This window comes from Streptomyces sp. GMY02 (assembly GCF_019056675.1).
GTDB classification, from domain to species: Bacteria; Actinomycetota; Actinomycetes; order Streptomycetales; family Streptomycetaceae; genus Streptomyces; species Streptomyces odonnellii.
In genome coordinates this window covers 8,272,580-8,290,582 of record NZ_CP077658.1, presented here as the reverse complement: position 1 = coordinate 8,290,582, position 18,003 = coordinate 8,272,580, and the positions used below count along the sequence as shown (strand labels likewise).

15 protein-coding genes and 1 pseudogene are annotated in these 18,003 nt (G+C 69.5%); 4 read left to right on the top strand and 12 right to left on the bottom strand.

Annotation, left to right across the window (positions count from 1 at the left end; all coding sequences use genetic code 11):
• Positions 1–93 precede the first annotated feature (93 nt).
• Positions 94–567 (top strand): SRPBCC domain-containing protein, encoded by a 474-nt coding sequence (locus KQY30_RS34860; RefSeq protein ID WP_217310479.1) that lies wholly within the window; start codon positions 94–96, stop codon positions 565–567.
• Positions 568–643: 76 nt separating this feature from the next.
• Here KQY30_RS34860 and KQY30_RS34855 read toward each other — a convergent pair whose 3' ends face one another.
• A complete protein-coding gene (locus KQY30_RS34855; RefSeq protein WP_217310478.1) occupies positions 644–1,129 on the bottom strand; it encodes a carboxymuconolactone decarboxylase family protein in 486 nt (161 codons plus the stop codon).
• A 215-nt stretch (positions 1,130–1,344) separates the two neighbouring features.
• On the opposite strand from KQY30_RS34855, the gene KQY30_RS34850 reads away from it, so the two are divergent.
• Positions 1,345–2,250: an RNA polymerase sigma-70 factor gene (locus tag KQY30_RS34850; protein WP_217311505.1), complete on the top strand. Its 906-nt coding sequence runs from the start codon at positions 1,345–1,347 to the stop codon at positions 2,248–2,250.
• Between the two features lie 181 nt (positions 2,251–2,431).
• On the opposite strand, the gene KQY30_RS34845 is transcribed toward KQY30_RS34850, so the two are convergent.
• The 11 genes and pseudogenes from KQY30_RS34845 to KQY30_RS34800 all read right to left on the bottom strand — a co-directional run bounded on the left by KQY30_RS34845 (position 2,432) and on the right by KQY30_RS34800 (position 16,021).
• Positions 2,432–4,114 carry a discoidin domain-containing protein gene (locus tag KQY30_RS34845; RefSeq protein ID WP_217310477.1) on the bottom strand — a complete coding sequence of 561 codons (1,683 nt, stop codon included), beginning with the start codon at positions 4,112–4,114 and terminating at the stop codon, positions 2,432–2,434.
• Positions 4,115–4,351: 237 nt separating this feature from the next.
• A complete protein-coding gene (locus tag KQY30_RS34840; protein WP_217310476.1) occupies positions 4,352–8,425 on the bottom strand; it encodes a discoidin domain-containing protein in 4,074 nt (1,357 codons plus the stop codon).
• Positions 8,426–8,593: 168 nt separating this feature from the next.
• Positions 8,594–9,589 (bottom strand): dihydroxyacetone kinase subunit DhaK, encoded by a 996-nt coding sequence (gene dhaK, locus KQY30_RS34835; RefSeq protein WP_217310475.1) that lies wholly within the window; start codon positions 9,587–9,589, stop codon positions 8,594–8,596.
• A 102-nt stretch (positions 9,590–9,691) separates the two neighbouring features.
• Entirely contained in the window at positions 9,692–10,381 is a 690-nt protein-coding gene (gene dhaL / locus KQY30_RS34830; protein WP_217310474.1) for a dihydroxyacetone kinase subunit DhaL, read from the bottom strand.
• 54 nt (positions 10,382–10,435) lie between these two features.
• The gene (locus KQY30_RS34825; protein WP_217310473.1) at positions 10,436–11,227 is read right to left on the bottom strand and encodes an HAD-IA family hydrolase; all 792 of its coding nucleotides are present in this window, start codon (positions 11,225–11,227) and stop codon (positions 10,436–10,438) included.
• Positions 11,228–11,231: 4 nt separating this feature from the next.
• Positions 11,232–12,092 (bottom strand): class II fructose-bisphosphate aldolase, encoded by an 861-nt coding sequence (locus KQY30_RS34820; protein ID WP_217310472.1) that lies wholly within the window; start codon positions 12,090–12,092, stop codon positions 11,232–11,234.
• 276 nt (positions 12,093–12,368) lie between these two features.
• Positions 12,369–12,872, bottom strand: coding sequence for a hypothetical protein (locus KQY30_RS34815; RefSeq protein WP_217310471.1), 504 nt, complete (start codon positions 12,870–12,872; stop codon positions 12,369–12,371).
• 74 nt (positions 12,873–12,946) lie between these two features.
• Positions 12,947–13,249, bottom strand: coding sequence for a ketopantoate reductase family protein (locus KQY30_RS34810; protein WP_254407742.1), 303 nt, complete (start codon positions 13,247–13,249; stop codon positions 12,947–12,949).
• A gap of 94 nt (positions 13,250–13,343) precedes the next feature.
• A pseudogene (locus tag KQY30_RS36920) lies at positions 13,344–13,865 on the bottom strand (ketopantoate reductase family protein); the annotation flags it as partial.
• A 216-nt stretch (positions 13,866–14,081) separates the two neighbouring features.
• Positions 14,082–15,125 carry an aldehyde reductase gene (locus KQY30_RS34805; protein WP_217310470.1) on the bottom strand — a complete coding sequence of 348 codons (1,044 nt, stop codon included), beginning with the start codon at positions 15,123–15,125 and terminating at the stop codon, positions 14,082–14,084.
• A gap of 194 nt (positions 15,126–15,319) precedes the next feature.
• Positions 15,320–16,021, bottom strand: a complete 702-nt coding sequence (locus KQY30_RS34800; protein ID WP_217310469.1) for an alpha/beta fold hydrolase — start codon at positions 16,019–16,021, stop codon at positions 15,320–15,322.
• A 230-nt stretch (positions 16,022–16,251) separates the two neighbouring features.
• On the opposite strand from KQY30_RS34800, the gene KQY30_RS34795 reads away from it, so the two are divergent.
• Complete coding sequence (locus KQY30_RS34795) at positions 16,252–16,725, top strand: nuclear transport factor 2 family protein (RefSeq protein WP_217310468.1); 474 nt, start codon at positions 16,252–16,254, stop codon at positions 16,723–16,725.
• Between the two features lie 135 nt (positions 16,726–16,860).
• On the top strand, positions 16,861–17,952 hold the full coding sequence (locus KQY30_RS34790) for a PP2C family protein-serine/threonine phosphatase (RefSeq protein ID WP_217310467.1): 1,092 nt from the start codon (positions 16,861–16,863) through the stop codon (positions 17,950–17,952).
• Positions 17,953–18,003 lie beyond the last annotated feature (51 nt).

Genomic DNA, 18,003 nt, shown 5'->3' with positions numbered 1-18,003 from the left:
CACCGGAAGTGACCACGGGCACGGCCGGGCGATGGAGCGGGGGTCCCCAGGGACGTCGGACGGCGGGAGTGACCGAGCGCTATGTTGGCTCCCATGTACTCGACGCAGGTCTCCCGGCATGTGCGTGCCCCGCGTCCGGCCGTCTACCGGGCGCTTCTGGACGCGGACGCGATCGCGGCATGGCGGGTGCCGGCCGGCATGAGCAGCCACGTGCACGAATTCGATGCCCGCGAGGGTGGACGGTTCCGCGTCTCCCTCACCTACGACGCGCCGACGGGCACGGGCAAGTCGGCCTCGCACACCGACACGTACCACGGCCACTTCGTGAAGCTCGTGCCGGACGAGCAGGTGGTCGAAGTGTTCGAGTTCGAGAGCGCGGATCCGGGGCTTCACGGCACGATGACGATGACGACCACGCTCACCGATACGGACGGCGGCACCGAGGTCCTCATCGTGCACGACGGGATCCCCGACGCCGTGCCCGCCGCCGACAACGAGACCGGCACACGCATGGCACTGGCCAACCTCGCGCAGTTCGTCGAGGCGAACGGGCGTCACACGAGCTGACACCGACGCATACGCGGGCCCGGTCCGGCCCGGACCGGGCCGGGTGATCCCGGCCCGGTCCGGATTCGTCCGCCGGTCAGTTGAACGCGGCGGCGAACATGCCGGGCTCGTAGGAACCGCCCCGCTGGTGCACGATCACGGCGAGCCGGTTGGCCGCGTTGATCAGGGCGACCAAGGCGACGAGCGCGGCGATCTGGTCGTCGTCGTAGTGCTCGCGCACCTGGGCCCAGGTCTCGTCGGACACGCCCTGATGGGCGTCGGCGAGCCGGGTGCCCTCCTCGGCGAGCGCCAGCGCGGCCCGCTCGGCCTCGGTGTACACGGTGGACTCGCGCCAGGCGGCGACCAGGTTGAGCCGGACCGCGGTCTCACCGGCGGCCGCGGCCTCCTTGGTGTGCAAGTCGATGCACCAGCCGCAGCCGTTGATCTGGCTGGCGCGCAGCGACACCAGTTCCTGCGTGGACCTCGGCAGCGGCGACTGGTGGATCACCAGGCCGGCGTTGGCGAACCGCTTGCCGAACTTGGCGGCGGTCTCGTTGCCGAACATGTCGAATCGGGCGTCCATGACTTCGTCCTCACTCACGGTTGTTGCGCTGACGAACACCAGATGCCGGCGGCCCGCTCCCTGTGACGGGACGGCCATGTGACGTGCGCCACCGCTCATCGGTGTCACAAAGCCGCAGGGCGCCGACGTCTTGTGCGTACGGCGGTACGGCACCGTCGAGAGCGAACAGGCAGGAGCAGCCGGTGAGAAGCGAGCACGGCGAACGCGCACAGGCCATGTCCGGGCACCTGGCCGACGACGGACGCGCGGACCCCGCCACCGAGGTGTTCGTCGCCCATCGGAGCCTGCTGTTCACCGTCGCCTACGAGATGCTCGGCTCGGCCGCCGACGCGGAGGACGTCGTGCAGGAGACCTGGCTGCGGTGGGCGGGAGTCGATCTCGGCGCGGTGCGGGACCGGCGTGCGTACCTGGTCCGGATCACCACACGCCAGGCGCTGAGCCGACTGCGTACGCTCGGCCGCCGCAAGGAGTCCTACATCGGCCCCTGGCTGCCCGAGCCACTGCTCACCGCGCCCGACGTGGCGGAGGACATCGAACTGGCCGACAGTCTCTCCATGGCGATGCTGCTGGTGATGGAGACACTCACACCGACCGAGCGGGCGGTGTTCGTGCTGCGCGACGTGTTCGGCCTCGGGTACGACGAGATCGCCGAAGCCGTCGGCAAGAACCCGGCCGCGGTCCGCCAGATCGCCCACCGGGCACGGGCGCACGTCGCGGCACGCCGGCCCCGCGGGACCGTGTCCGCGAACGAGACCCGGGACGCGCTCGACGCGTTCCAACGGGCGGCAGAAACGGGCGACTTGCAGGGCCTGCTCGACATCCTCTCGCCGGAGGTCGTCCTCCTCGGGGACGGCGGCGGGGTCGCACAGGCCGTCCAGCAGCCCGTTGTGGGAGCCGGCAAGGTGGCCCGCCTGCTGGCCGCCGGGCTGGGCAGAATCAGCGCGGCGTCCCTGCGGCCGGCACACGTCAACGCCCACCCTGCGCTGGTTCTCCGGCTCAACGGCACGATCGACACCGTCGTGGCCGTACGTATCGACAACGGCCTGATCACCGGGCTCTACGCCGTACGCAACCCCGAGAAGCTGTCACGCATGCGGCAGGAGACCACCCTGCGCCGCTGAGCCCGGGGCCGTGCGGCCGGTGTCGCCCCGGGGCGCGGGGTTTCCCCTCGCACACGGGTCCGCTACGACGTTCACAAGTGCCGGCGTGTTGACGCCGCTGAGGCGTGTTTCGGAAGTCCCGTCCGCCTCGCCGGCGGACGACACCTTCCGAAACACACCCCAGGCCGTGTCCGGCCCTGCCTCAGTCCGCGTACACGCTCAGCCCCGAGAGCTGCCCCGCCGGCCAGCCGGTGTTGGCGGTGAACTGCACCCGTACGTACCGGGCCGACGAGCCCGCCGCGAGCGGGATGGTCACCGTGTTGCCGGTCGAGGGGTTGAAGACGTACCCGGCCGAGGCGCTCAGCGGGGACATGGCGCCGCCGTCGGGGGCCGTCGAGCCGAGGACCGAGAGGGTCTGGGTACGGGTCGACCAGGCGGGGTTCGGGGGCAGGGACAGGACGACGCGCTTCACCGGGCGGGCCGTGCCCAGGTCGACCTGGATCCACTGCGGGAACGCGTTGTTGGCGCTCTCCCAGTAGCTGTTGCTGTCACCGTCGACGGCGTTGCCCGGGGCGTAGTTCTGCGTCTGGCTGCTCGCGCTCACCGGGCGGCGCAGCGCGAGGTCCCCGGTCGGCGGCGGGGTGGTGCCGCCCGGCTGGGTGGGGCGGACCGGGGTCAGGGCCAGTTCGCCCTTCAGCATCCGCCCGCCGTCCCCGGTGAGCCGCAGATAGTAGTCCGACGAGCAGGCCGTACCGTCCTCGTCCAGCGCCCGGATTCCCGAACCCACCGGAATCTGGGAGGAGTTCTCGGCGGTCTTCGCGATCTGGTTGCCCTCGTTGAACTCGTCGAACATCGAGATGTAGATCCCCGCGACTCCGAGCCGGCACATGTTGTAGAACTGCCGCCACATGAAGTCGCCGTGCGAACGGTGCCCCGACTGGAGATCGCCGGGAAGGACGCAGGGCTGGTAGTCGATGCCGTAGGCGTCGCAGTGCGCCTGGTCGGGCGAGTTGACGTTGGCGTAGAAGTTGTCCGCGCCCGCGACGTTCCCGATCCGGCCGACCATCCACGGCGAGAGCATGTCGAAGGCGTGGTACACGTCCAGGTACCCGGGCCGTGAGTCCTCGTTGCCGCTCCGCCAGTGGGTGGGCACCCCGCCCATCACATAACAGCCCTGCGCCTTGAACCAGTTGACGACGTCCAGGCACACCGGCGCCGACCAGGTCTTGTTGGGCTCGTTGAAACCGAATCCCCAGATGCCCACCACCGGCTTGCCGTTCTGCCGTGCGTAGGCGGGCGAGGCGGTGTACGCCTGCATTTTGGCGAGCCAGTCCGCCTTCATCTCCGGCTGCATGTTCGTCCAGCCGGTGGCGTCGTACATGATGTAGAACTTCCGCCCGTACTTCTCGGCGGCGCTGCGCACCTTCGCCGCCATCGCGTCCCGGGTCGCGCCCTCACCACCGTTCGGGTTGAAGCGCTGGAGGGCGGCGGTGTCCATGCCGTACTGCTGCATCCACGAGAAGTGGGTGTCGACGGTCTGCTGGTCGTACGAGGAGAACAGCGTGGCCGGCTGACCGCTGCCGAGCGCCGGATAGGCCGTCCGGTAGGTGTTGGTGTAGTCGCGGACGTCGGGCCAGCTCACGATCGCGGTGTTGGTCGGGGAGGGCGACTGGCCCCAGTTCTGCGACCAGTGCCACCAGCCGTTGATCGGCGCGCCGTCACCGGAGCAGGCGAACCAGCCCTGGTAGCCGACGGTGATCTTGCCGACGACATCTCCCGGCGGGGAGGCCGCCGCCTGTGCGCTCTGGGCCTGGGCCCCCAGGCCCACAGCCGCACCGGCACCTGCCAGTGCGGACGCGATGACGGTCCGTCGGGAAACGGCCATGGGATTCCTCGCAATCGGCTCGGTCCGGTCCGTGTCCCTACGTCCCGGCGCGCGTGGTGCGAACGCCACTCAACGTAGGGACACGGAAGGCCATGAGCAAGACGAAGAACCGAAATTTATCGACCGACCGACGTCAGGATCCGACAAGTTCAGCGAAATTACTGCTCAGAACAGGTGCGGGATCTGAGGAACACGGCAGTCGGTGATCACGGCAACCGGTGATGCGGCAGCCGCGGATCAGGCGTTCACGGAGACCGCCGGCACGTTGTATCCGTCGAGCGACAGCCGCGGCTGCCCCGAGGCAAGCGCTTCGGCCGGCCAGGACACCGTGATCGTCCGGGTCTCGTCGGGCAGCAGCCACAGGTAGTTGTCGCCGTACAGGGCCGGCAGCACCCGGTCACCGGTCCGCGCGTCCCGCAGCGACAGCCTGACCATCGCGGCGACGGACGACCCCCGGTTGTGCACCCGTGCGGTCAGCTCCCGGCGCTCGCCCGACCTACTGACCCGGCCCGGATCCACGGACACCTTCGCCGTACGGACCGAGTTGAGGGCCCGCATGTCCCCCGGCTCGCGGTAACGCCAGTAGGTGTTCTCCGACAGCACACGCCCGCGCGCGTCCGTGAGGGTCAGCCGCAGCAGATGGAACGCCGGCAGGTCCCCGGTCACGTCGGCCGTGAACACCCGGGTGGTCGCCGATGCCCTCAAGTCCGTCTTCTGCCGCTTCTCCGCACCGATCCGGCGGCCGTCGAGCCCGTAACACCGCGCCGTCACCACGGCACCCGGGATGTCACGCGGAGTGTGATTGACCGCCATCACACGCCAGTCGTTCGGGTCCGCCTGCACATGCAGGGTCTCGCACGCCGTCCGGGCGCCGTAGTACGTGCCGTTGACGTCGAAGTCGTAATCGTACGTCTGCCACACCGTGCTGTACCAGGCAGGATGCGACATCCACAGCATCAGACCGCTCGCGTCGTCCCACAGCCGCGCGTTCCACGCCTCGAACATGGCCCGGGTGTTCTCGTAGTTGACGAACTGCGCCTTCCGGCAGAAGTCGTCGAGACCCTCCGCCGTGCCGAGCCGCGCCTCGATCGCCGCCTGGTAGTTCTGCGGCGCCTGATTCCCGCGGGTGCTCCAGTCGTGGTAGAACCACGCACCGCCGATCGGCCACTCCGGTCCGTCGCCCACGAGATTGCGCATGGTCTCCGCCGTGGACACCGTGGGCATGCCGATCTCGGTGTGGAAGCCGTACACCCCGCCGCCGTACGTCGAGGACGAGAAGTACGCCTTCGGCTCCACCCAGCCGTACGGGCCGCCGCCCGACACGATCCCGCCCGCCGAGTTGTTCTGGTACAGCAGTCCGGGCGCCTCCGCCGTGACCGCCTCCCGCATCCCGGTGTCGATCGCCTCCGGCGGATTGCCCTCGTTGGCACCGCACCACACCACAACGCTGGGGTGGATCCGGTAGCGCCGTACGGTGTCCCGGGCGAGGCCGTTGAACGCGTCGTGGTCCGGCGGGTCCATGGCCCAGGCGTTGGGGAAGTCGTTCCAGACGAGGAGCCCGTGCTCGTCGCAACTGGCGTAGAACTCCTCGCGGTTGCTGCTCGCCACCCAGTTGCGGATCATCGTGAAGTTCATGTCCCGGTGCATCCGGACCGCCGCGTCCATGCGCGCCGCGGGCATGCGCCGCGCCAGTTCGTCCCAGCCCCAGTTGCCGCCCCGGCAGAACACCCGCACCCCGTTGACACTGATCTTCAACGGCACGGTCGCGTTGTCGGCGGAGGTCACATCGCGCCACGACTCGCCGTCGTCGGAGACCTGGATGGTGTACGCGGCGGCGTAAGCGGACTCCCAGACGATCGCGACCCGGTCGAAGGAAACCCGCTCACCGAGATCGACCTGGATCCACTCGCCGTCCCGGTACTCCGAGGACCAACGCGTCGAGCCGTTCCCGTCCACCGCGTTGCCCGCCCCGCTGCCGCTCTCCGAGGACGAGGCGGTCGCGTTCTTGCGCAGCGCCAGGTCCGTACCCGGACGGCCGCTGTCCACCACGGACAGGCTCCACATCGAACAGCCCCAGCTCGTGGCCCTCTTGGTGCACAGCACCCGCACATGGCTGGCCGTCTGAGCCGCGAACTCGGTGGTCTGGAGGCTCGCGCTGCCCCCCGTGAACGGCAGTGGTACGGCGGAGTGGTCGACCGCCTTCACCTCGGTCCACGAGTCGCCGTCGGCGGACACCTCGATCGCGAAGGTCTTCGCGTACGCCCGCTCCCATGTGATCACCGCGCGGTCGAACCGCACGGCGGAGCCGAGGTCCACCCGTACCCACTGATCGTCCTCGAACGACGACGACCAGCGCGTCCGCGGATTCCCGTCCGTCACATTGCCCGCGGCGTTACCGGGATCGTCCACGGTGGACGCGAGGGCCTGCTTGCCGAGCGCCAGATCGGCGTCCGCCCGGGAGCTGTCCATCACCGCGAGGCTCCACATCGACGAACCCCAGTCGGTGGCACGCGTCCGGCACAGCACCCGCAGGTAACGGGCGGTCTGCGGGGCGAAATCCACGGTCTCCGCATACGAGTCGGACGCGGACTGGAACGTCAGCGGAATGTCGTACTCGTAACCGAACTGCCGTATGCCGAAACGGGTCGCACGCCGGTCACTCTCGCGTCCGTCGACCGACGCCACCAGCGTCAGATCATGGAGACTCGCCTCGCCGTACCCATTGGGCCACCACAGCTCCGGATCACGAAGCCGCAGCTCCGGATGGGTCACGGGAGTGAACGTGACATCGGCCGAGCCGCCGGCGGGCACCGTGACGGACTGCGAGACCTTGACCCGGCCGAAGGACGCCGCGACCGTGACACGCCGGTCGGCGGTCGCGGCGTTACGGACCGGAACCACGACGGTCAGCTCAGCGGTACGGGTGTCCGGCAGATCCGGCAGCGTGGTGTCCACACGCGGATCACCGATCACGGCGTCGCCGGTGGAGCGCAGCCGTACGTGATTCCAGATCCCGGCGGCCCTGTCGCGTACGGCCGGCATCCAGTCCCAGCCGGAAGAGGCCAGATACGTGGGCGAATTGCGGTTCATCGTGGTCGCGCCCGCGTCCACCCAGGCCAGGCCCTCGGGCCCCTTGTCGGCCGGGCTGCCCGGGAACGGCATCGGGCTGATCCGTACCGCGAGGGCGTGCTCGTCGGCTCCGGCCAGCAGCTCGGTCACATCGTACGAACCGCGGGCGAACGGGAAGGTCTGAGTGGCCGCCCTGGTGCCGTTCAGCCAGATCTCGGCCTCGTGGTTGATGCCGTCGAACTCCAGCCAGACCCGTCGGCCACGGCCGCTGTCGAAGCCGCGCGGGAGCCGGAAGCGGCGCCGGTACCACCAGGCGTGGCGGGAGAGCGCCTCGGGGATCTGGAGGTTGTTCAGCCCGGCGACGGGATCGGGCAGGTGGCCCTGGTCGACGAGCGAGGTGACCACGGTGCCCGGTACGGTCGCGGGCAGCCAGGCACTCGTATCCACCGCGGTTCTCGACAGCGCGGCGCCGTCGCCGCCCGCCCAGTCGTCCATGGTCAGATCCCAGCCGGACTCCAGCGGTACGGTCCCGTCCGCGGCGACCTTCAGGGGCTCGACCTCGCGCCGGCGGGTCCCCCAGTCCGTCCATCCGGTGCTCTCCGGGCGGGCTCCGCGGCTCACGCCGTACACCTGGAAGCCGTTGAGGCCCAGCGGGTTGGCGTTGGACCGCTTGTGTACGGTCATCCGCACCCAGCGGGCGGTGACCGGCTTCGGCAGCGCGATCTCCACGACCCCGCCCCGCCCGGAGTCCGTGCGGTGCACCTGCGTCCAGGACCGGTTGTCCCGCGAGACCTCGATCTCGAACACGACGGCGCAACTGGACAGGATCTCCTGGCCCGTGGTGCGGTCGCGCGGATTGCCGCCGGGGGCGTCGGTGTACGGCGGGTCGTCGGCGGTCGCCTCGAAGACGAGCCGCACCGACTCGACGTCGCACACGCCCTGGAGGTCGACGGAGATCCACTGCGGATCCCCGTCCGCCGCCCGCCATCCGGACCCGCGCACCCCGGCGGAGTCGAGACGGTCCACCACGAACCGCCCGGGCGTCGGCGCGTAGTCGGTGGAGGAGACGGTCACGGGGCGGTACGCGGCCAGCTCGCCCTTGGTCCGGGCGGCGGCCGGGAGGCCCTCGGTCGCGGCATGGCTCTGGGCGGGAAGCACCATTCCCAGACCAAATCCGGCCAGCAGAGTGGAGCCTGCGCCAAGAACGGTGCGACGGGACGGCGGTGAGGGCGGGACAGACATCAACAGAAGCTCCGATCAGGCACGCTGCCACAGAATGGTGAACCAGCAACCGAATGACAACGATGTCAGATCGTGCTGCGCCCTGAACGGCCTGTCAAGAGGTACGGCAGATTTCTGCCAGGAGAACCAACGGGAGCGGTTGGGAACGGTGCGAGCAGTGGGAGCGCTTCAGAACACCCGGACCGGGATCTCCGCCGGAGCCGCCAGCAGATCCTCGATCTCGTCGTCCAGACGGACCAGGGTGATCGAGGCGCCCGCCATGTCCAGTGAGGTGCAGTACTCGCCGACATAGCTCCGGCGGATCTCGATACCGCGCTCGGCGAGTTGCCGGTGCGCCAGCCCGTACACGAGATACAACTCGCCGATGGGAGTGCCGCCCAGGCCGTTGACCATCAGGGCCACACCGTCGCCCGAGGTGTACGGGAGGTCGTCGACGACCGCCGTGACCAGTTCCCGCACCATCTCGTCCGCGGGCCGCAGCTTCTCACGCCGCCGCCCCGGCTCGCCATGGATCCCCACGCCCATCTCGATCTCGTCATCGGGCAGTTCGAACAGCGGGGACCCCTTGGCCGGCGGGGTGCAGGCCGTGAGCGCCATCCCCATGGTGCGGGTGACGGAGTTGACCTTCGCACCGATCCGGTACACCTCGCCGAGGTCGGCTCCGCGCTCGGCCGCCGCCCCGACGGCCTTCATCACAAAGAAGTTGCCGGCCACTCCCCGCCGGCCGACCGTGTACGTCGAGTCCTGCACGGACACGTCGTCGTCGATGGCCAGCGTACGGACGGTGATTCCGTCGGCCTCGGCGAGCTCCTCGGCCATCTCGAACGCCATACGGTCACCTGTGTAGTTGTTGACCAGCAGCAGCACGCCCTTCGGGGACGCGACCAGCTTGACCGTCTCGTACACGTAGTCGGTGGGCGGCGCGGCGAAGACGTCCCCGGGGCACGCGGCGTCGAGCATTCCCCTGCCCACGCTCATGACATGGGCCGGTTCGTGTCCCGATCCGGAGCCCTGGACGACGGAGACCTTGTCGGCGCGCGGCGCGTCGGCACGCATGATCAGGTTGTACTCGGGGACGTATCGCAGACTGTCGGGATTGGCCAGGGCCAGCCCTTGCAGCATCTCGGGCACATAGTTCTTCGGGTCGTTGACGAACTTCTTCATCGGAGTCGCTCCAAGGTCTCGACGCTGAGGCACGGGAGGGGTGTTGAGGCGCTGGGGAGGTGGTACGGCACGGAAGAGGTGCGGGGTGGATCGCGGAACGGGTCAGGTACGCCGCGCCCATTCGTCGGCGATGCGCTCCGCGATGACCGCGATGGCCACGGCCCCCGCGTCGGGCGAGCCGATGCTGCGCTCGCCCGTGTAGCTGGGCCGGCCGCGTCTCGCCAGCATCGGGGTGGTCGCGTCGGCGGCGGTACGCGCGGCCGAGGCCGCGACCCGCGCGAGACGAGCGGAGTCCGCCACCGCGCCCCCGCCGGTCCGTACGGCCCGGATCTCCTCCTCCAGTGCGTCGGTCATCGGGATCAGCGCGTCCAGCAGTGTCTTGTCGCCGAGATCGGATCTGCCCCGTACCTTGATGCCCTCGGCGGCGGCGCGCAGCATGGCGACCGCGTCCGTACCGCCCAGTCCGGCCCGGTCACCGATGGCTCCGGCCGCCCGGAGGAACGCGGTGCCCCACAACGGCCCCGACGTCCCGCCGACGCGTTTGGAGATCACCAGGGCCACTTTCTTCAGAAAGGCCGACGGGGAGCTGCGGTCGAAGGTGTCCCAGTCGGCGAGTACGATCTCGAAGCCGCGCGCGAGCGAGTATCCGAAGTCACCGTCGCCCACGACCGCGTCGAGTTCGCCGAATTCGCGTTCGTTGTCCACCGCCGTCTGCGCGATGGTCCTGACGACGAACTCCAGATCGCTGTTCGCCGTCGATTCACTGCCCGCTGTCGGTGATGTCGCTGACATGTCGCTCCTGTCCGGCCTGTGCGGCCTGTTCCGACTGGCCTGTCCGGCCCCGTGTCACTTCGCGCCGGGGGCGGCGGAGAGCAGGAATTCGAGATCGGCGAGCCGGACGAAGGGACGCGGGTCCGCGCCGAGCGGGTCGCTCAGCACGTCCGTCGTGGTCTCCTCGGGCGCGGGGTCGCCGAGGGACGATACGACCAGCAGCGCGCCGGTGAAGTCCTCGTCACCGGTGTAGGCGCTGGGCGTGACAACGCACCCGAGACCGGCATCCAGCGCCGACAGCATTCCGTTCCGGCTGTCCTCGATCACGACCACGCCCGGGGGACCGAGGCCGAGTTGGTCCAGCGCGTACAGATAGATGTCCGGGGCCGGCTTCTTGCGCGGGACGATGTCCCCGGCGAACACGGCGAAGCGCGCGGCGAGTTCGGGCCCCATGGCGAGTTCCAGCACACTCCGCACAGCGGGCTCCGCCGAGGTGGAGGCGACGGCCAGGGTCCATCCGGCGGCATCGGCCTCGGCGGCGATCCGCCGTACCCCGGGCCGGGGCGGAATGGTGCCGCTCTCGATGATCCCCGTGTACACCTCGGTCTTGCGCCGGTGCCATCGCGCGATCTGCTGGTCGAGCGCGTCAGTGTCACTGGGCAGTCCGGCCGCGGCGATGAACCGAGGGGTGAGGAGCGTCTTCATCCGCTCCTTTCCCCCACCGACCTTCACTTTCTCGGCGTATTCGCCGTCGCTCCAGCGCACGGGCAGGCCGAATTCCCGGAAGGTCTGGTTGAACGCGGGCAGATGCCCGTAGCGCTCGGTGTCGGCGAGTACGCCGTCGCAGTCGAAGACAAGGGCCGGCATGGTGTCACCCGGCCCGTCCGGCGCTGCCGAACAGCGTCATGAGCGAGCCCGCCATTCCGATCACATCCTGGCGGACGGAACGGAACAGGGAGGGCGGATCCCATTTCTGCTTCTCCGCGGCCGATTCGAGGAAAGCCAGACTCGACTTCATGAATGTCTCTTTGAGGGCGGTGGAGATATTGACCTTCGCGCAGCCACGGGCGATGAGGTCGTGGAACTGCTCGTCGGACAGTCCGCTGCCGCCATGGAGCGCGATCGGCAGCGGGTGTGCCGCGACGATGTCGGAGACCCGCTGGAAGTCCAGGACCGGCGCGCGCTTGTAGGTGCCGTGGGCGTTTCCGATGGCGGGTGCGAAGACATCCACATGGGTGGTCGCGAGGAATTCCAGCGCCACGTCCAGATCCTGCTGAGCGGCCGCCTTGTCGCTGCCGATGTCGTCCTCGACACCCGTGATGGATTCGATCTCGCCCTCGACATGGGCGCCGTACGAGCGGGCCTCGGCGACGACCTCGACCGTCTGCCGCATGTTCTCCTTCACCGGCAGACGGGAGGCGTCGAAGAGTACGGAATTCCAGCCCCGTCGCAGGCACTCGGTGATGACCTCGCGCTCCGGACAGTGGTCGAGATGCAGGGTGACCGGCACCTCGATACCCGCCGTCATGGACGTCCACATGGCGTACAGGACATCGCTGCCGATCGATCTGACCGTCTTGACGGATGTCTGCACGATCAGGGGTGACGACTTCTCCACCGCGGCCGCGAGGACCGCCTCCAGGGTGAGGTCGTTGACGATATTGATGGCCGGCACGCCGTAACGCTCTTTGAAGGCGTCGGACAGGATGTCGGTCAGCGGTACGACGGACACGTCGGACTCCCGGGCTCGGGCTCACCCCGATGGCTCACCCCAATGGCCGTCCGGCCCTGGGGCGAGGGCCGGACGCTCCACGTCCATTCGACGCCAGTCGGCCGGGCGCCGCCACTCAGCGGGGGTGGCCCCGGTGGGTCCCGGCCCAGGGCGGCTGGTGCGGTGCATCGCAAGGCGGAGGATCGTCCTCGTACTGGACGTACTTGGACGACTCCGACAACGCAGCGAGGTGCCGTGCCAGGCGTTCCGGGCCCGCGAAGATCCGCCGGACAGGGCCTAGGTCGCCGTGGAGTCGGTGAGTGCCCGGGGCGGCTCGACTCCGATTCCCCGGAGCAGACCCGCCACCTTGCGGTCCAGCTCCACGCCCACCTCGCTGACCTGCGGAATGCCGATGCCCCCGAAGACCGTGCTGGGCTGGTCGAGAGTGAAGACCGCCATGTCGGAGGCGTCGCCGTGGACCAGGATCCGCAGTGGCGCGTACAGCAGGACCATGGGGCTGTGGCGGAACATCCTCTCCGCGATCACATGGTTGCCGAGCAGATACTCGACGGCCTTGGTGTGGTGCCCCGCGGGTGCCATCAGCGAGGTGCCGTCGACGGAGGCGAAGACCAGCAGGCCGTACGGTGCCCGGGCGTCCATGGCCGCCCGCACGTCGTCCCACGTGCCGCCGGTCTCGGTGATACGGAGCGTCGCGGCGGCGTCGAAGACCGGGGCCGCCTGTTCGAAGCTTCGCCGGAACTCCTCGAAGCCCATCCCGGTCGGGATGTCGAGGCGGGTCATGGTGTGTTGTGTGGCGTGTGGTGCGGTGATGGTCATGATGTCGGCCGATCTCTTCGAGAGCGCCCTTCATCACGTTACGAGCCGTCGGTGTGTCCGGCACCTTCTCCGGGAACCGCGTGCGCGACGCGGCGGTTGTGGATGCGCAGCGCGAGTACGGCGAGATCGGTGAGGGGCGTGGTGACGCCGAGTCCCCGCGCACGGTCGCACAGGTCGCCGAGCACACTGTCCACCTCCGTGTGCCTGCCTTCGGCGAGGTCCCGCGACATGGAAGACGTCATCGGCGATCCGGTGGCCGTCAGGGTGGCCCGGGTGGCCGCCAGGTCCTTCTCCCCCACCGGGTGGCCCGCCGCCCTGGCGACAGCGGCCGCTTCGGTCAGGACCCCCCTCCGCGAAGGCCGTCCCGCCCGGCACCGCGACGATGTCCCCCACCGGGGCGCGCATCAGCGAGGTCACCGCGCCGATGGCGGCGATGAAGACCCACTTGGTCCACATCGCGTCGACGATGTCGTTCCGTCCGCGCACCTCGATGCCGGGGACGGCGAACGCCTCGACGACCCGGTCGAGCCGGGCGCTGCCCGAACCGTCCAGTTCGCCCGTCTCGATCTCGATGGCCGGGGCCAGTCGCACGATCGTGCCGTGGTCGTCGAGCTGGACGGCGACCTTGATGACACCGCCGATCACCGCGGTCCCGAACCGTTCGGTGAGTGCGTCGACATGCCGCATGCCGTTGAGGAACGGCATGACGACCGTGTCGGCTCCGACGGCCGGTGCGATGTCGTCCATCACCTGGGGCAGGGCGTCGGCCTTCACCGCGAGCAGGACCAGGTCGTACGGCGTGGTGAGCTGGTCGGCGGTGGCCACGTCCGGCCGTACCGTCCGGGTGCTCCGGCCGTCGGTGATACGGAGACCGTGCTCCCGGAGCTGCTCCGCGCGGGCGGGCCGGACAAGGAAGGTGACGTCGCGGCCGTTCTCGGTGAGACAGGCACCGACCATGCCTCCGACGGCACCCGCCCCCGCGATGAGGATCTTCATGTCGTGGCCTTTCGCGCGAGGAGGGGACATCGGGCGCTACGCGGGCGAAGCTACCCGACGGTGAGATCCCCTGCGCGGGCCGACCCGCCATCGAGCGGAATGGCCGGACGGCGGCCTCGGCCCCCGACGCCCGATGCTTTGACAGGCAACCACCGACCACCGGCACCGCGCACCGGCTCAGTGCTGCCGGCCGTCCTTGAGCAGGCCCAGAGCGATCAGGCTCTCCGCGGTGGCCGTCACCGTGTCCTCGCTGGAGCGCGGGTTCCATCCGAGGACCCGGCGGGCCTTCTCGCTGCTCACACGACGGATCCTGCCCAGATTGCCGGCGGCCTCGCGCATCGCGGGGTTGTGCTCGGCGGCCCGGCGGACCATCTCGTCGGGAAGGATCCCGGTCGGCACCCGGTGGGCCCGCTCGCCCAGCCGCTCCCGCAGGACGAGAGCGATGTCGTGCAGGGAAACGGGCTCGCCCGCGGCGGCCAGAAAGCGCTGGCCGGCCGCGTCCGGGCTGGTCATCGCCCGCAGATGGAGATCGGCGGTGTCGCGTACATCGACGACCGCGAAGTACATGCGCGGGGTGCCGGGCATGTCGCCGTCCATCAGCGCCTTGATCAGGCCGATGGATCCGGAGAAGTCAGGACCCAGCACCGGCCCGAAGACACCCACCGGATTGACGACCGACAGTTCCATCGCTCCGCCTTCGCGGGCCATGAAGTCCCAGGCCGCCCGTTCGGCCAGCGCCTTGGACTTGATGTACGGGGCGATGCCGCCCTCGACGTCCGTCCAGTCCTCCTCGGTGAACGGCCGGTCCGTGTCCGGGTGGCCGTACCCGACGGCCGCGAAGGACGAGGTGACGACCGTACGGCGCACCCCCGCGTCCCGCGCCGCGCGCAGCACCCGTAGCGTTCCCTCCCGCGCGGGCACGATCAGTTCGTCCTCGTTCTCCGGCAGGACCGGGTAGAAGGGCGAAGCGACATGCAGGACGTAGTCGCAGCCGGCGACCGCCGCGGGCCAGCCGTCGTCCGAGGTCAGATCCGCGGCGGCGAAGCCCAGCGCGTCTCCGGCCTCGATGCCCGCGGCCTTGAGGTCTTGTCGTACCGCGGCCTCCCGCTCCAGCGTGCGCACGGAAGTACGGACGCGGTATCCGGCCTCCAGTGCCTGCGCGATGCAGCGGGTGGCCAGGAAGCCGGATCCGCCGGTCACCAGTATCGTCTCGTCGTTCATGTCGTCCTCGGGGTCTTGTCCGTTCGGTGTCGCCGGTGGGCAAACCGCTGCCCTGGGCCTAAGGCCCAGCTCATCGGCGGTTTGCCTGGCACTCACCGTAGGCGCGACCCGGGCGATGTCCCTGTCCCTGCCACTACCAGGGTTACGAGGGGGGAAGCCCGGGAGGACGAGCGCGAGGAACGGAGAACGCCCCCTCAGGATTCGGTGGCCTCCCGGAGCAGGATCCGTGCCAGCTCGTGCGGCTGGGAGAACATCGGCCAGTGCCCGGTGTTCATCCGCACCAGCCGCCACCGGTCGCTGGTCAGCAGCCGGGCCACTTCCTCGTCCGGCTCGGGGCCGTCGAGCAGGCATTTGATGTAGGTCGCCGGAAGCTCACCGAGGGGGCGTGCCAGGACGGCCGGTTCGGTCAGGGTGGCGCCGGGGTGCGGTGTCGAGCCGCCGACGATCCGGGCGATCTGCTCGTCGGTCAGGCCCTGGCCCGCGTATTCGGCGGCGGTCAGGGGTGCCCAGAAGCCGCCGTTCTCCGCGAGGGCGGCCTCGAATGCCGCCCGGCCCTGCCACCAGCCCGAGGCGAACGACTCGCCGTCGACCGGAACCACGGAGTCGACGAGGACTATACGGGCCAGCCGGTCGCCGATCCGTTCCGCGGCCTGGCCGACCGGGATGCCCGAGTAGCTGTGCCCCACGAGCACGACCTCGCGCAGATCGTGCCGCTCCACCTCCTCGACGATGTCCTGGACATGGGTCCGCTGCACGGCGGGCACACCCTGTCTGTCGCCGAGGCCGGACAGTGTCACGGGGTGGGTGCCGTGCCCGGCCGCGCGCAGCCCGGGCACCACCTCGTCCCACGCCCAGGATCCGAGCCACGCGCCTGCCACCAATACGTATTCAGCCATGGTCGAAACGTAGCGCGAGGGTCTGACAACGCACCCCGGCTCCCCTCGCCCGCATGCCGTACGGGTTACCCGTCGCGCGCGGCGCGGAGAGCCGGTTCGTGGCATATGGGCCAATGAAGACACCGTGCCGCCCGGCCCGCGGCCGGGGCATGCGGCCCCCTCCGGGGCCGGCCCACCGGGCCAACCCGTCAGCGCGACGCAGACTCGCGACTCCGACACCTGGAGACAGAATGAACTCCGAACAGCGCCCTCCCCTGCCCCCCTTCACCCGGGAAACCGCCATCCAGAAGGTCCGCGGGGCGGAAGACGCCTGGAACACGCGCGACGCCGAGACAGTCGCGCTCGGCTACACCGTCGATTCGTACTGGCGCAACCGGTCCGAGTTCCCGAACGGCCGCGACGAGATCATCGCGTTCCTCACCCGCAAATGGAGGCGCGAGCTGGACTACCGGCTGATCAAGGAACTCTGGGCCTTCGACGGTGACCGTATCGCCGTGCGCTTCGCCTATGAGTGCCATGACGATTCCGGGAACTGGTACCGCTCGTACGGCAACGAGAACTGGCACTTCGACGAGAACGGTCTGATGCATCACCGTTACGCGTGCATCAATGATCTTCCGATCAAGGAATCCGAGCGGAAATACCACTGGCCGCTGGGGCGGCGCCCGGACGACCACCCGGGACTGAGCGACCTGGGCCTCTGAGGCCAGGCCTTGACTATTGGACTCGCGCACCGAAAAGTATCAGTTATCTGAAATACATCGGAAAGAGAGGAATCTCCCATTCATGCAGCCCGCTCGTTCAGGCTCCTGATCGCTCCGAAGCGGCTTTCGCGACGGATGCGAGCAGAGGGCCGGCCGTTCGAGCCGGCGCTCCTCACGCCGCTGCTGGCGATCCTGGTGATCACGGTGGCGGCCGTCCTCACCCCCCATCTGCAGTTCAACCGCCTGCTGGGGGTGGCGCCGGCGCTGGCCGCGGCCATGTTCCCGGTGGGCGGCACGCTGGCCGTCGGGCTGCTGGCCATAGTGGCCGACACCGCCCTCGGCCTGGCCACCGAGCACAACCTGAACCAGACTCCGGGCTACTTCACCCTGCTCGCGATCGCGGCCATCACCCTGGCCGCCGCGTACGCCAGTCGCGTACGGCAGAACCGCGAGCGCACCCTCGCCGAGGTCCGCGCCGTGGCCGAGACCGCGCAGCAGGTGCTGCTGCGCCCGGTCCCCGCGCGCCTCGGCCAGATCGGCATCGAGGTGCTCTACCAGGCCGCCGCCGCGCACGCCCGGATCGGCGGCGATTTCTACGAGGCGCGCAAGACCCCGTACGGGGTGCGGCTGATCGTCGGCGACGTACGCGGCAAGGGGCTTCCCGCGGTCGAGGCCGCGTCGGTCATCCTCAGCTCGTTCCGGGTGTTCGTGCAGGACGCGCCGGACCTGCCGGCGCTGGCCCGGCGGCTGGAGACCAGCATCAACCGGTACTGCGACCATGTGCCCAGCGATGATGTGCTGGAGCGGTTCGTGACCATCGTGCTGGTCGAGATTCCGGCCGGCGCGCCCATCGCACGTGTGGTGAACTGCGGGCATCCCCCGCCGCTGCTGCTGCACCGCGGTGAGGTGCGCGAGGTGGAGCCGAGCCGGCCGTCGGCACCGATGAACATGGCCGCGCTGCTCGGCGATCACTACCAGGTCGACATCATCCCGTTCGCCGTCGGCGACCGCCTGCTGCTGTACACCGACGGGGTGAGCGAGACCCGCAACCGCGCCGGGAGCTTCTACCCGCTCACGCAGCGCGTCCGGCAGTGGGCCTTCGCCCCGCCCCGCCAGCTCCTGGACGACCTCCACCAGGACATCCTCACGTATGTCTCGGGCACCCACATGGACGATCTCGCGGCCCTGGTCGCCCAGCGCGTCACCATGGCAGGCGGATTCCCCTGAGCCCTGTTCCGTTCGCACACCGATGACACCTCGTGTTCACATGGGAGCGCA

Coding starts and splice junctions, on each gene's coding strand:
- KQY30_RS34860 (WP_217310479.1), top strand. CDS start 94: ATGTACTCGACGCAGGTCTCCCGGCATGTGCGTGCCCCGCGTCCGGCC.
- KQY30_RS34855 (WP_217310478.1), bottom strand. CDS start 1,129: ATGGACGCCCGATTCGACATGTTCGGCAACGAGACCGCCGCCAAGTTC.
- KQY30_RS34850 (WP_217311505.1), top strand. CDS start 1,345: ATGTCCGGGCACCTGGCCGACGACGGACGCGCGGACCCCGCCACCGAG.
- KQY30_RS34845 (WP_217310477.1), bottom strand. CDS start 4,114: ATGGCCGTTTCCCGACGGACCGTCATCGCGTCCGCACTGGCAGGTGCC.
- KQY30_RS34840 (WP_217310476.1), bottom strand. CDS start 8,425: ATGTCTGTCCCGCCCTCACCGCCGTCCCGTCGCACCGTTCTTGGCGCA.
- dhaK (WP_217310475.1), bottom strand. CDS start 9,589: ATGAAGAAGTTCGTCAACGACCCGAAGAACTATGTGCCCGAGATGCTG.
- dhaL (WP_217310474.1), bottom strand. CDS start 10,381: ATGTCAGCGACATCACCGACAGCGGGCAGTGAATCGACGGCGAACAGC.
- KQY30_RS34825 (WP_217310473.1), bottom strand. CDS start 11,227: ATGCCGGCCCTTGTCTTCGACTGCGACGGCGTACTCGCCGACACCGAG.
- KQY30_RS34815 (WP_217310471.1), bottom strand. CDS start 12,872: ATGACCCGCCTCGACATCCCGACCGGGATGGGCTTCGAGGAGTTCCGG.
- KQY30_RS34805 (WP_217310470.1), bottom strand. CDS start 15,125: ATGAACGACGAGACGATACTGGTGACCGGCGGATCCGGCTTCCTGGCC.
- KQY30_RS34800 (WP_217310469.1), bottom strand. CDS start 16,021: ATGGCTGAATACGTATTGGTGGCAGGCGCGTGGCTCGGATCCTGGGCG.
- KQY30_RS34795 (WP_217310468.1), top strand. CDS start 16,252: ATGAACTCCGAACAGCGCCCTCCCCTGCCCCCCTTCACCCGGGAAACC.
- KQY30_RS34790 (WP_217310467.1), top strand. CDS start 16,861: ATGCGAGCAGAGGGCCGGCCGTTCGAGCCGGCGCTCCTCACGCCGCTG.